Raw genomic sequence first — 12505 nt, 5'->3', positions numbered from 1 at the left:
TCTGTCTTCTAAAGATAAAAATTTTGCCATGTCGGCTCCTTTCTATGCCGCCATTAACAAGAAGATTAACAAAAAAGGAACCAGGATGAAACTGGCTCCGAAAAATGTTTGTAAAGGAAAAACTATACTTTTCCTTTATATAGATTTGTAACACATAAACCAACATGTAGACGGATTAGGTATGGAAATTCGGTTTACAATTGAGGCAAAAATTGATAAGACATCATGTTGAAGGAAACAGCTGGGAGGTAAAAAGTTTGAGTGAGCGTGTGATCCTGCATAGTGATATGAACTGTTTTTATGCCAGTGTAGAAATGCTGCATCATCCGGAATTTGCCGGAATGCCGCTGGCAGTCGGTGGCGATCCGGAAGCCAGACATGGGATTGTGCTGACAGCAAATTACATTGCAAAGCAAAAAGGTGTAAAGACCGGAATGGCATTATGGCAGGCAAAACAGATTTGTCCGGAAATCATATTTGTACCACCACGGATGGATTTGTATTTGAGATTTTCACAGATGGCAAGAGAAATCTATTCGGAGTATACGGACAAGATCGAGCCATATGGAATTGATGAAGCTTGGCTGGATGTATCGGACAGCAGAAATCTGAAAGGAAGCGGAATGACGATTGCAAGAGAAATCAGCCATCGGATTAAATACGAACTTGGAGTAACAGTGAGTATTGGAATTTCCTGGAATAAGATTTATGCGAAACTTGGTTCAGATTATAAAAAGCCGGATGCAATCACAGAGTTTAATCGAGAAAATTATAAAGACAGGATATGGCAGCTTCCAGCGTCAGATTTGCTTTATGTCGGAAGACAGACAAATAAGAAATTGCAAAAATTTGGGATCCGGACAATCGGGCAACTTGCGGAATCAGACGAAAAGTTGTTAGAGAGTCATTTTGGAAAAATAGGAAATGTATTATGGGCTTTCGCAAATGGCTGGGATGAAGATCCGGTTTGCAAGGAAGGATATGAAGCACCAGTAAAGTCGATAGGTAATAGCACTACAACACCGAGAGATCTGGAAAATGATCTGGATGTCTGGATCATTCAAATAGCATTGGCAGAAAGTGTAGCTGCACGATTGCGGAAACATGGATTTAAATGCAAAACAGTAGAAATTACAGTTCGAGATAATGGATTGTATAGTTTTTCCAGACAGATACATTTACGACAGCCAACGAATATTACAAACGAGATTGTAACTGCAGCATTTCAGCTATTTAAAGATAATTACAAATGGGAATATCCCATTAGAAGCCTGGGAATCCGAGCTGCGGATCTTGTGTTAGATGATATTCCCGTGCAGTTGGATTTATTTGGAAATCAGGAGAAAAAGGAAAAGTTAGAGAAGCTGGATCGTACTGTAGATGAGATCAGACGACGGTTTGGTTATTTCAGTATACAGCGAGCGGCAATGTATCAGGATAAAGTCTTATCCCACTTAGACGCTGGTACGCACACGATCCATCCACACAGTTATTTTCATGGGTAATTGGAGGGATAGATTTGAAAAAAGCATTAACCAGAAAACAGAAAGAAAGTTATCAGTGTATTTTGGATTATACGAAGGAGCATGGATATCCGCCGACAGTACGGGAATTTGGAAAATTGATCGGGGTGAAATCAACATCATCAGCATTTTCCAGAATCAAGCAGTTGGAGTTAAATGGATATATCCGCAGAATCCCGGTATCGCCAAGAGCAATTGAGATTTTATAGTGAGGTGTCGGCATGAACAAAGTATATGTAGATGTAGTAGCAGAGTTTCGTAAAGACGGACAGCTGGTTCCCATATTTTTTACATGGGAGGATGGAAGAAAGTATAGCATTGACAGAATTTTGAAAATCGAGCGATGCGCCAGCAGAAAGGCAGGCGGTGTAGGAATGATGTACACCTGTATGATACAGGGGCAGGAAAGCCACTTGTTTTACGAAGTGGATAAATGGTTTATGGAGAGAAAAACAGCATAAGGAGAGATTGGTATAGACGATATTATTTGGATTATTAACCGGCAGGGATAGTCACTTTCCCTTTATATTCCTGCAGGTTTTACATAAGAAGAGGGATTCCGGTCAGCAAAGGCAGCTCCCACAATGCCTTTTGGATATCCGCTTCTGCAAGTTATAGTAAGTAATTGCTTCCCATCAAAATCATGGGGAAAGCGAACTGGTCTGAAAGACCGCCAGTTAGTGTGATGATGATAAGGAGATTTTGAAACTGATGACAGACAGAGATTATGCAATTAAATCAATGAAAGAAATTACCTTCCAGATGGCAAGCTATGCACAGGATTATCTGGAAGTTACAATCGAAAGACATTATACTGATATTAAAGAACTGATGACAAGCTATCAGAAATTGATTTTAGAAAATCAGATTGTGTTAGAAGAACTAGATATGGAGTGCCAGGAGAAGATCAATGAAGATATGGCATATGCGTTAAGTTATCTGAGCATTTATAGTAATCAGCTGAATGTGCCGAAGATGCACCGGGAAATGAATAACCTGATGATCATTTACGGTTTGTCAGATATGATCTATCGCGGAATGACACTGGTGAAGTTTTATGCACCGAATGGTGTGATGCTCAGTGAGATCCTTCATTCCTGTTTTTGTAGTCATTATAATAAGACAGATGTGGAAGTACAGCAGGAGTTAGGTATAGGTAGGACTTCATTTTATAAAATGAAGAAGCAGGCACTTGGATATTTAGGGTTTTACTTTTATGAGATCGTGGTACCGCAGGCAAAGGATAAAAGATTTAAACCGTCACTGGGCGTTGAGGAAGAGTAGGTGAGTAATATGAGATACGAAGATTCGATGAAAGGTATAGCTGATCAGATAATCGAAGAACAGCAGCGAGCCAGTAAAATTAAAAACAATCCAGAAGAGTTCCATTGGCATGACGAATATGCAACGTTGAATTTCTTTCGATTCATCTGTAAAAATATTGGTAACTTGGAAAATGCAGAAATTGAAAAAATGATTAGTCGTTTGAAAAGCATAGATCAGAATGCAGTGGAAAACCATGTGAAAGGTGCTGTCTGGGCATTTGATTATGATAAGATGTTCTGTGTATTGATGGAAAATGAAATTTGCCGAAAGGTGTGTGAAAAGAATAAATATAATAGTTGGACGAAGCTGATTGGACAGTATTGTGTTTCAATGGCTTAAAGATAAAGAAAGTTGCTGGAGAGAAAGAATATTCTCCAGCAACTTTGTCTTTGATGAATAAAGATCAATTTTTTATTTAACTATTCTCACTATTATTTGATTCAGTGATTTTTTTCTTCTTTGGAGAAACCAGTTTGTGACCGGAATAAATGGACATGCCCATACAAAGCAATGAAGAATAGGCAAAGTATTTATGTGCAGTCATAGATTTTTGATTCCAGAATAAATGCATCCCAACATACAGAAAAGTGCGCCTAAGGACCAGTATTTATGTGATTTCATGATTTGATACCTCCTTTGATTTAACTGATTCAATCATAACGCTTTTTTACGAAAATGCAAAGAAAAACTTTGAATATAGTTCTGTAGAATTAGAACTTGGTTTTGCGATTCTGTATATTTAAGATATTCACAAGTATACTAAATTCAGAACGATTATTCGTTCTGGAGGAGGTGTTACGATGGATTTGAAAGCAGTAGGACAGCGAATCAAATCAGCACGAGAAGCAAAAAATCTCACGCAAGAGGAACTGGCTGCATTAGTAAATTTAAGTCCGACGCATGTGAGTGTAATAGAGAGAGGCTTGAAAGTTACAAAATTGGATACCTTTGTTGCAATTGCAAATGCATTAGATGTTTCTGCAGATACTCTTTTGATTGATGTTGTGGCACATTCAGTTACAGGTGTTACCAATGAGCTGGCAGAGAAAATAGAAAAACTTCCGATCAAAGAGCAGAAAAAAATTATCAAAGTAATCCATACATTATTGGAAGAATAATATGACAAAACTAGGAAGAGCAAGTAGCTCTTCTTTTTTTTGCCCCTTTATCCAGCTTTAAGTTGTAAAGTGTCTTTTCATGACAATAGAAATATGCTAAATTAGTTCTATAGAACAAGATATAATTCTACCTGTATATTGGAGGAAAATGAATGAGAGAGAAAACTATTTATGAGAAGATTGCAGAAAAGTACAACACAACACCAGAAGAGGTACGCAGAGAAATGCAGATAGCCATAGATGCAGGATTTGATAATCCCGATCCGGCTGTGCAGGAAGAATGGAAGAAAATGACACTTAAAGGAGACAGACCTACACCGGAAGAAGTAGTCAATTACGCAGTAAAACAATTTAAAGGAAATTAATGAAAATATGAAGAAAAAGATAATTGCAGTGATAACAGGAGCAGTGATCTTGATAATTGCTGCAGGAAGTATTTATGGGAAATCTGAATCTGGTCATAAGGAAGGCGAACCGGATGTAGTTGGAACATTTTCCGTAAATCGAGATGAAAATATTACAGTGGTGGCTAACCGGGGACATATCGGGGATAAAGAAGCTTTTGCAAGAGAACTTTTGCAGATGTACAAGGATGATTCATTTTATTCGACAAAATTCTCCACAGACAGGGGATATGCGACGAGCCTTGATATGAACATCTATTTATGGAAAGAGGATATTGAAGATGGGGAATCGGTAATGACAGCCGAATATAGACCTGTAGAATACGGAAAGGACTATGATGTAGTCAATAATCCTGATAAATTTCAACTATATATAGATGGAAAAGAAGCAGAAGAATAACACGGTGAACTTTTTATACTGAAATATGTACGATTCCAATAATGATATGAACTTATGGGAATATATTGCGGATACTTTGTGAACTTTATCCTGATACAATGATTATGCTGATGAAAGAAGGCATAGATAACTGAATACAAGAAAGAGACGAAAGCCTCAGTAGTTAAGAAAAAACTACTGGGGCTTTTTTTCGTGCCTGAATTTCTCAGCCAATAACTGCGGGCGTATCCCGGCAGGATAAAGGCGGAGCAGGCATGATCCTAAACAGAGGTCCGCCTTCTGGATTTGAAACGAGCAACAAGATTTCAAATTCAGGAGGAACGGATATGTATATTGAACACCCATATTTTTACGAAGGAAAGTATTACGCAAATATTGATGGAGAAATGATCGAGATTACAAAAGAAGTTGCGTATGCGATGAATAATTTTTACAGAAGCAGCAAGGCAAAAAAAGTTGAGATTAAGAATGAACTGGGTGAGGTTGTGGATAAGATGCTGAGAGAAGTACCTTACAGCGGTCAGTCTATTGATGGAGAAGGCTTCATGATTGAGGATTTTCCAGATCTGAACTGTGATGTGGAGCACTGTGTACTGACAAAAATGGAACAGCAGGATATTCACACAGTGATCTATCAACTGAACTCAGAGGAACGCATGATTATTTATGGCATTTTCTTTGAAAACAAGACACAGACACAGATGGCGGAAATTATGGGGATTTCCAGACAGATGCTGTCATACAAGCTGAAATCCACTCTTAATAAGATGCGTGAAATGTATATGAATAAATTTTTTTAAAAAATTTTTCAAAATCTTTTGCATCTGCCAAAGTCATTTGACTTTAGTAATTAGAGGAAGTTAAAGGACTTCCTAAAATGAACCATGATAACTGAATATCCAATAATAACTGACGTGACATTTCATACAGTGAGCACGAGGAAGATGCCGCTATAGGATTATAAGACGTAAAAACCTTTTTAGAGCTAATAATGCTGCGAAAAAGCACTGACCAAAGCCAGTCGGCAGACTGGTGATGCGATGACATGTGTGAGATGCGATACACTTGCAGACCCTGAGAAGTCTGTAACTGGTAAACCTATGAACTGCTGGAGCCTGGAAACGAGAGTTTTTTGGTTGTGGTCCGGAGTGTAGCATCCGGACAGGTTATTATTCCCTTCCTGCAGATGTAGGAGTAACGATTCGGGGTATCGAGGATAAATAGAATCGAGCGAGCACTGTTTAATAATCAAATTGGCTATAGAGGTTATGCGGCAGAGCTTTCCGTCTTGGAAAGGAACTCTGCCGTATTCCTGTGGAGCCAATATAGCGCTATGAATGCTTTACAAATAAAAAAAGATTGGAGAGATGACAAGTGACGATTCGAAGAGGAGATATCTTATGGGCGGATCTCGGTATGTTCCCGACAACTTCGGTTCAGGGTGGAGTAAGACCGGTGATCGTAGTAAGTAACAACAAAGCTAATACATACAGTTCAGTCATTACAGTAGTTCCGCTGACGTCAAGAATATATAAGAAGCGGTATTTACCAACACATGTATTTATCAGTAAATACGATATGATAGGGATCCGAAAAGGAAGCCTGGCATTGGCTGAACAGGTTATGAGCATTTCTACAAAATGTATTATTGAGAAATGCGGAAGAGTAAATAAGTGGAGCCTGGATCGGGTACTGAAAGCAGTACGGATTCAGATGGGAATGGAAGGAGAAGGGCATGACTGCGGAAGAATATAGAAACTATCTGGAAACGGATTTTGATGATGTGGATCTGAAGGAATTGAAGGATATCCGAAAAATAAGGATTGACCGGAATCAGACGAAGGAAAAAAGAATAGCTCAATATCTCAGACAGGTGGGAAATCCCTATCTTGTCTGTATAGGAAATGTAAAAGTGAAAATAAGGTTTGCAAACAATGGAGTATCTTTTGAAGATGCATTTGAGGAACTTTTGCTTTCTGTATAAAAAGTGATGGTAAAATCTGAAGAGTTATGTTAATATGGAAACGAGGAATTCAGGACTCCTCATTCATATCAGGACAAAATCGACTCACCCTCTGGGTTTTACCAATGTTGATGGAAAGGTAAAACTAAGGAGGATGAAGATGAATCAAATTAACAATTCAAAGAAAATCTATCATGCAGCCATTTATGTTCGTTTATCGAAAGAAGATGGCGATGTTGCTACTGCTGGAAAGCGTGAAAGCAACAGTATCTCAAATCAGAAAGATCTGATAAAAAATTTCCTAAAAGATAAAAAGGATATAGTTGTTGTATCAGAACGGGTGGATGACGGTTACAGCGGTTCTAATTTTGAACGTCCTGCATTTCAGATGATGCTGGAAGATATCAAAAAAGGAATTGTGGATTGTGTCGTTGTAAAAGACCTTTCCCGTTTTGGACGTGAGTATATTGATGCCGGAAAATATATCGAAAGATTATTTCCGGCACTTGGCGTGCGGTTTATTGCGGTCAATGATCATTATGACAGCCTGGAAGGGAAAAGTCAGGCAGACGAAATCGTAATTCCCTTCAAGAATCTCATTAACGATGCATATTGCCGTGACATTTCTATCAAAATAAGAAGCCACCTGGAAGTAAAGAGAAAAAATGGGGAATATATTGGAGCGTTTACACCGTATGGATACCAGAAAGATTCAGATAATAAAAACAAACTGGTGATAGATGTATATGCGGCAGGTATCGTCAAAGAAATTTACCGCATGAAATTATCAGGTATGAGCCAGACAGCAATTGCCAATGCATTGAACAAACAGGGTGTTCTTTCACCAATGGAATACAAGCACAGTCTTGGAATAAGGATTCAGGATAATTTTAAAACACACGAACAGGCAGAATGGAGCGCCATGTCGGTAAAAAGAATCCTTGAAAATGAAGTATACACTGGAACTCTGGTGCAGGGAAAAAGAACAACACCAAACCATAAAGTAAAAAAATTGATGAAAAAGCCGGAGACAGATTGGGTTAGAATTGAAAAAAACCATAAGGCTATCGTATCAGAACGAGAATTTGCACTGGTGCAGAGATTATTAGGGATAGATACAAGGACTTCTCCGAACGAGGAAAAGGTATATCCATTATCTGGACTTGTGGTTTGTGGAGACTGTGGGGCAATGATGATCAAACGGGATGTTCCGGCAGGAGGAAAGGTATATGCTTACTATATCTGTTCCAGACATGCGGCTACGAAAGCGTGTGCAGCACACAGAATACCAATGGGTAAACTAGAAGAAACAGTATTGGAACTGGTAAAAATCCATATTGAAAATATCCTTGATATGAAAAAAATCATGGATTTTATCCATGAAGTACCATTTCAAGAATTGGATATAAAAGAACTGGAAATTAGAAAAGAAGCAAAAGAAAAAGAAGCCGTGCGATGCCGGGAGTTAAGAGATTATCTATATGAGGATTTCCGTGAAGGAATCATTTCAAAAGAAGATTATAAAGAGCTTCATGACGGGTACACAGAAAAACGGAAAAAAGCCGAGGAAGCAGTCCGAAGCATTGATCAACAGATCAGTGAAGTTCTGGAATCAAAAAGTGATAAATATCATTGGCTGGATTATTTTGCCGAGCATCAGAATATACAAGAACTTACAAGAACTGTTGCTGTTGAACTGATTGACCAGATATTGGTATATGACAAAAAACATATTGAAGTCAGATTTAATTTTGATGACTGTTATCAATCCCTGTTACGGCAGATACAGTCGGTGGGATGTGATGTCAGCACAGGTATGGACGGAAGAATAGAAATTCAAAAGAGGGAGGTCGTATAAATGGCTCGAAAATCAAGAAAAGTAGATTATGTGAATGTTGGAAATAAAGAAAATTTGGTTACAGAAGCTGAAAACCAGTGTGAAAAAGTTTCACATGCAGCCCTTTATGCAAGGCTTTCTTATGAGAGTGAAAAGAACAGAGAAAGAAATACGATAGAAACGCAGATGGTTTTGCTTCATAATTTCGTAAAAGAACAGAAAGATATCGTGGTTGCAAAGGAATATTATGATATATCTAAAACCGGAACTAATTTTGAGAGAGATGGTTTTAATGAGATGATGCAGGACATCAAAGAGGGAAATATTGACTGTGTTATTGTTAAAGATCTTTCTAGGCTTGGAAGAAATTATGTAGAGGCGGGAAGCTATATTGAAAGAGTGTTCCCATTCTTTAATGTGCGTTTTATTTCGGTGAATGATCATTATGATTCGTTCAGAGATGACATAAGTCTGCTGATCAGCATGTCAAACGTGTATAATGAGTTTTATTCCAGAGATTTGGCAAAGAAAATAAGAAGTTCATACCGGACGAGCTGGGCAAATGGCGAATTTCCTTCCGGTCAGATGGCTTATGGTTATGAAAAAGACAAGGATAATCCTCATCAGCTGATTCCAGATCCAGTAGCAGCACCAGTGGTGAAAAAGATATTTCAGTATTTTATTGATGGAATGACTTATGCTGAGATTGCCCGGAAATTAAATGCGGATGGGTATCTCTGCCCGAAAGCCTACAAGCTGGATAAAGCAGGAAAAGCAAATGAAAAGTCAGCGGCATGGACATGGAGTGGAGGAACAGTCCACAAAATCCTTGAGAATCAATATTATGCCGGTGATAGTGTGCATAATCAGTTTACCAATGATTCCTGGGCTGCACAGAGACAGAAAATGAATCAGAAAGAAGAATGGATCATTATCAAAAATACCCATGAGGCACTTGTGAGCAGAAAGGATTTTGATGAGGTACAGGAAAAGATTGGTCATATCGTAAAGCGGGTTAATGAAGCTCGTAAATCAAATGGCAATAATGTAAGAGACTTCAACTTTTTCAAGCAGAAAATTGTATGTGCAGACTGTGGAAAAACCATGTATTTATATGGGAAAACAAAAGGCAATCATCGTAGGTTTTACTGTGGAAATAATAAGCTCCACGGGAAGTGTACGCCACATTCTATCACTGATTTGGAAGTGAATGATTATGTACTGCGTGTGATACGTGCACATATCAATGTATATGTTGAAAATGTAGATTTGATTCGGCGGTTGAATCAAAGACAGGAAAGCATTAAAAAATATGATGTGTTTAACAGGGAAATCAAGAAATGCCGGAAAGAACTGGAAAAAGTGGCAGTACACCGGGAAAGATTGTTTGAGGATTATGTGTGCCGTATTATTGATGCAGAGCAGTATGAAACATTTTCAAAGCAGGATGCGGAAACAGAAAAAGAGATCCAGAATAACATGGAAATTTTATTAAAGCATCAGGTTGGATATGAAAAAAATTTTCACACAGAGGAAGAATGGGAAACATTGATCAATAAATACCGCAATACGAGAACGCTGACAAAGGAAATGGTCAATGCTTTTGTAGAAAAAATCGAAATACATGAAAGCGGTTCTATTACGGTACGTTTGGTGTATGATGATATGTTGGAAGAATTAAGAAAATATGCAAAAGAACGGGAGGCTGAGTTATGCCAGTAACAGAATGTATCGCTGTTTATATCAGACTTTCGTCGGAGGATAATGATGTAGATGGCAGTATAAAAGCCGAAAGTAACAGTGTCAGTGCACAGAGAATGCTGATAAACGAATTTATCAAAAAACAGGACGAATTTACTAACTGTCCAGTAGTTGAATATGTAGACGATGGGTACAGTGGTACAAACTTTAACCGTCCTGGCTTTCAGAGGATGATGGAAGATGCAAAAACAGGACGTATAAAAAGTATTGTTATAAAGGACTTTTCAAGATTTGGAAGAGATTATCTGGAAGTGGGGAATTATCTGGAAAAAATCCTGCCAGTCCTTGGTATTCGAATTATCTCAATTAACGATGGCTTTGACAGTATCAATTCCTCTGGTTTTACTGGAGGAATGAGCGTAGCGTTAAAAAATATGCTGAATGCAATGTACAGCAGAGATTTGTCCAGAAAAGTTCGTTCTGCTATGAAAACACATGCTAAAAACGGTGAATATATGCCGGCTTTTCCCAAATATGGATATATTAAAGATCCAGAAGATAAGCATCATCTGGTTATAGACCCAGAAGCGGCTGAAATAGTGAAACTGATATTCACAATGGCGGCAGATGGGAAAACAAAAGGACAGATAGCAAAATATCTGAACGAAACCCATGTGCTTACATGCCGGGAGTATATGTGCAGAAAAGGTATAAAAATGCACAGAGAAAACGAAAAAGAAAAGAAACTCTGGTCAGTCACAACAATCTCAGATATGCTCAAAAATGAAGTGTATCTTGGGAAAATTATTTGGAATAAAAAGAGAGTGGCAAGAACAGGAAGCAATAAATTGGTTTCCAATGATAAAGAAGAGTGGATTGTTGTAGAAAATGCACATGAACCAATTATATCCGATGAATTATTCCAGAAAGCAAATGAAAAAGCATTTACTAACCAGAAAAGAGTTCTTACAAAAAGAGGAGTAGCCTGCCCTATTTTCTTTTGTCCGACCTGTGGAAGAAGACTTGGTTTTACCAGCAGAGAGACTGGGTATCGCTGTATGCAGGCACATATCAGCGGTCTTAGTGGGTGTGTGGAAAGTAAAATGGACAGGAAAGAAGCAGAAGAAACAGTACTGGATGCAGCCAGAAATATGGCACAACTCATTTCGGAAAATCTTGAGAAAAAGAAAAGTGAATGGCATAAAACAATTTTGAAAGAAGAAAATATCGCAACACTGGAAAGTGAAAAAAAGCGACTCTCGTCAAGAAAAATGAAACTGTATTCTGATTATCGTTCAGAAGTGTTGGACAAGGAAGGGTATATGGAAGAACTGGAAAAAACGACTTCCCGTATTTCAGAAATCACTTTGCAGATAGCAGAATTGGAGAATGAGATTGCTACAGCGAAGAAAAAATGTGATGAAGCAACAGAAAAAGAAATGGAAGTAAATGAGATTGCAGCATTGCAGGATTTTGACAAAATACAGCTGTCAAAGATTATTGAGAAAGTCTTTATTTATGAACCAGGTCGTATGGAGATAAGCTGGAAGATGGATGACATTTTCTACAAAGAAGAAAAAGCATAAACGGAATAAGATTGTTCGCAGGAGCATCACTGGATGAAAACAGTGGTGCTTTTTGCGAATTAAAAGCAAATTTTTTTTAGACTTATATTGACAAAAGCAGAGCTTTTGGCCTTAACACCGGCAGATCTGGATTTCAGTTCCCATACTATACGCATCAATAAATCTTATGCCCATTTGCTTCATATACTTACCAACAGTACGTTCGGAGATGATTTCTCCTGATTTACGCAATTCCCTGGTAATTTTAGGGGCACCATAATTCTGTTTAGATTCATCATATATATCCTTGATTTTAGCTTTTACGGCTTCACGTCTTTTTTCTGTATTAGAAGGAACACGTTTTAGCCACGCATGATAACCAGAACGAGAAACGCCAAGATGTTTCAACATTCCGGAGACAGAAACCCGGCGTTTTGCCTTATGGGCAGTTTCTGCCATCTCCGTAACTTCGAGATAAATGGCTTCCGTCATTTTCCCAGAATGTTGATTGCTTTTTTTAATACTTCAAGGGCATCCTGTGCATCTCGTAATTCTCGTTTTAATCGTGCGATTTCTTTTGCTTCATCAGAAGCATAGTTACCGGAACCTCGGCTTTCAATATCACCTGTTTCACGCAGTTCTTTCTGCCAGCGTGATAAAGTCTGCTG

At 38.2% G+C, this 12505-nt stretch carries 15 protein-coding genes and 2 pseudogenes; 14 read left to right on the top strand and 3 right to left on the bottom strand.

All coding sequences use genetic code 11. The annotated features are described in order from the left end of the window. The first annotated feature begins 257 nt into the window (after positions 1-257). The 5 genes from dinB (at position 258) to ACYQ35_RS11145 (ending at position 3188) form a co-directional block, all read left to right on the top strand. The gene (gene dinB, locus ACYQ35_RS11165) at positions 258-1505 is read left to right on the top strand and encodes a DNA polymerase IV (RefSeq protein WP_370809849.1); all 1248 of its coding nucleotides are present in this window, start codon (positions 258-260) and stop codon (positions 1503-1505) included. A gap of 14 nt (positions 1506-1519) precedes the next feature. Beyond that, positions 1520-1732, top strand: a complete 213-nt coding sequence (locus ACYQ35_RS11160; RefSeq protein WP_459833574.1) for a LexA family protein — start codon at positions 1520-1522, stop codon at positions 1730-1732. A 12-nt stretch (positions 1733-1744) separates the two neighbouring features. Next, positions 1745-1984, top strand: a complete 240-nt coding sequence (locus ACYQ35_RS11155; protein WP_005344271.1) for a hypothetical protein — start codon at positions 1745-1747, stop codon at positions 1982-1984. A 250-nt stretch (positions 1985-2234) separates the two neighbouring features. Beyond that, complete coding sequence (locus ACYQ35_RS11150) at positions 2235-2807, top strand: ArpU family phage packaging/lysis transcriptional regulator (RefSeq protein ID WP_118037135.1); 573 nt, start codon at positions 2235-2237, stop codon at positions 2805-2807. 9 nt (positions 2808-2816) lie between these two features. Further along, positions 2817-3188 carry a hypothetical protein gene (locus tag ACYQ35_RS11145; RefSeq protein ID WP_118037140.1) on the top strand — a complete coding sequence of 124 codons (372 nt, stop codon included), beginning with the start codon at positions 2817-2819 and terminating at the stop codon, positions 3186-3188. Between the two features lie 76 nt (positions 3189-3264). Here ACYQ35_RS11145 and ACYQ35_RS11140 read toward each other — a convergent pair. Next, positions 3265-3470, bottom strand: a pseudogene (locus ACYQ35_RS11140) (DUF6219 family protein). Between the two features lie 179 nt (positions 3471-3649). On the opposite strand from ACYQ35_RS11140, the gene ACYQ35_RS11135 reads away from it, so the two are divergent. The 9 genes from ACYQ35_RS11135 (at position 3650) to ACYQ35_RS11095 (ending at position 11858) form a co-directional block, all read left to right on the top strand. Then, positions 3650-3967, top strand: a complete 318-nt coding sequence (locus tag ACYQ35_RS11135; protein WP_117457281.1) for a helix-turn-helix domain-containing protein — start codon at positions 3650-3652, stop codon at positions 3965-3967. Positions 3968-4119: 152 nt separating this feature from the next. After that, positions 4120-4332 carry a sporulation initiation factor Spo0A C-terminal domain-containing protein gene (locus ACYQ35_RS11130; protein ID WP_055182410.1) on the top strand — a complete coding sequence of 71 codons (213 nt, stop codon included), beginning with the start codon at positions 4120-4122 and terminating at the stop codon, positions 4330-4332. A 7-nt stretch (positions 4333-4339) separates the two neighbouring features. Beyond that, complete coding sequence (locus ACYQ35_RS11125) at positions 4340-4771, top strand: hypothetical protein (RefSeq protein ID WP_055182408.1); 432 nt, start codon at positions 4340-4342, stop codon at positions 4769-4771. Between the two features lie 326 nt (positions 4772-5097). After that, positions 5098-5571, top strand: a complete 474-nt coding sequence (locus ACYQ35_RS11120; RefSeq protein ID WP_181992154.1) for a sigma factor-like helix-turn-helix DNA-binding protein — start codon at positions 5098-5100, stop codon at positions 5569-5571. Between the two features lie 574 nt (positions 5572-6145). Next, positions 6146-6526, top strand: a complete 381-nt coding sequence (locus tag ACYQ35_RS11115; protein ID WP_055182403.1) for a type II toxin-antitoxin system PemK/MazF family toxin — start codon at positions 6146-6148, stop codon at positions 6524-6526. Beyond that, on the top strand, positions 6507-6755 hold the full coding sequence (locus ACYQ35_RS11110) for a DUF6870 family protein (RefSeq protein WP_005344286.1): 249 nt from the start codon (positions 6507-6509) through the stop codon (positions 6753-6755). Before ACYQ35_RS11115 ends, ACYQ35_RS11110 begins: the two co-directional genes overlap by 20 nt. A gap of 139 nt (positions 6756-6894) precedes the next feature. Continuing rightward, positions 6895-8592, top strand: coding sequence for a recombinase family protein (locus tag ACYQ35_RS11105; RefSeq protein ID WP_055182401.1), 1698 nt, complete (start codon positions 6895-6897; stop codon positions 8590-8592). Beyond that, the gene (locus ACYQ35_RS11100) at positions 8593-10293 is read left to right on the top strand and encodes a recombinase family protein (protein WP_055182399.1); all 1701 of its coding nucleotides are present in this window, start codon (positions 8593-8595) and stop codon (positions 10291-10293) included. Beyond that, positions 10284-11858, top strand: coding sequence for a recombinase family protein (locus ACYQ35_RS11095; protein ID WP_055182396.1), 1575 nt, complete (start codon positions 10284-10286; stop codon positions 11856-11858). Before ACYQ35_RS11100 ends, ACYQ35_RS11095 begins: the two co-directional genes overlap by 10 nt. 111 nt (positions 11859-11969) lie before the next feature. Here the strand turns inward: ACYQ35_RS11095 and ACYQ35_RS11090 are convergent, their stop codons facing one another. Together ACYQ35_RS11090 and ACYQ35_RS11085 are read right to left on the bottom strand one after the other, a co-directional pair. After that, on the bottom strand, positions 11970-12329 hold the full coding sequence (locus ACYQ35_RS11090; protein ID WP_459833553.1) for an IS3 family transposase: 360 nt from the start codon (positions 12327-12329) through the stop codon (positions 11970-11972). Further along, positions 12326-12505, bottom strand: a pseudogene (locus ACYQ35_RS11085) (transposase); the annotation flags it as partial. The gene ACYQ35_RS11090 and the pseudogene ACYQ35_RS11085, both read right to left, overlap by 4 nt.

It is taken from the genome of Faecalimonas hominis (assembly GCF_054660755.1).
This window is presented reverse-complemented; position numbering and strand designations above follow the sequence as displayed.

What these genes read in the sequence shown, in the direction of transcription:
- ACYQ35_RS11100 (WP_055182399.1), top strand. Translation starts at nt 8,593, where the DNA reads ATGGCTCGAAAATCAAGAAAAGTAGATTATGTGAATGTTGGAAATAAA.
- ACYQ35_RS11120 (WP_181992154.1), top strand. Translation starts at nt 5,098, where the DNA reads ATGTATATTGAACACCCATATTTTTACGAAGGAAAGTATTACGCAAAT.
- ACYQ35_RS11105 (WP_055182401.1), top strand. Translation starts at nt 6,895, where the DNA reads ATGAATCAAATTAACAATTCAAAGAAAATCTATCATGCAGCCATTTAT.
- ACYQ35_RS11095 (WP_055182396.1), top strand. Translation starts at nt 10,284, where the DNA reads ATGCCAGTAACAGAATGTATCGCTGTTTATATCAGACTTTCGTCGGAG.
- ACYQ35_RS11155 (WP_005344271.1), top strand. Translation starts at nt 1,745, where the DNA reads ATGAACAAAGTATATGTAGATGTAGTAGCAGAGTTTCGTAAAGACGGA.
- ACYQ35_RS11090 (WP_459833553.1), bottom strand. Translation starts at nt 12,329, where the DNA reads ATGACGGAAGCCATTTATCTCGAAGTTACGGAGATGGCAGAAACTGCC.
- ACYQ35_RS11125 (WP_055182408.1), top strand. Translation starts at nt 4,340, where the DNA reads ATGAAGAAAAAGATAATTGCAGTGATAACAGGAGCAGTGATCTTGATA.
- ACYQ35_RS11135 (WP_117457281.1), top strand. Translation starts at nt 3,650, where the DNA reads ATGGATTTGAAAGCAGTAGGACAGCGAATCAAATCAGCACGAGAAGCA.
- ACYQ35_RS11150 (WP_118037135.1), top strand. Translation starts at nt 2,235, where the DNA reads ATGACAGACAGAGATTATGCAATTAAATCAATGAAAGAAATTACCTTC.
- ACYQ35_RS11130 (WP_055182410.1), top strand. Translation starts at nt 4,120, where the DNA reads ATGAGAGAGAAAACTATTTATGAGAAGATTGCAGAAAAGTACAACACA.
- ACYQ35_RS11110 (WP_005344286.1), top strand. Translation starts at nt 6,507, where the DNA reads ATGACTGCGGAAGAATATAGAAACTATCTGGAAACGGATTTTGATGAT.
- ACYQ35_RS11145 (WP_118037140.1), top strand. Translation starts at nt 2,817, where the DNA reads ATGAGATACGAAGATTCGATGAAAGGTATAGCTGATCAGATAATCGAA.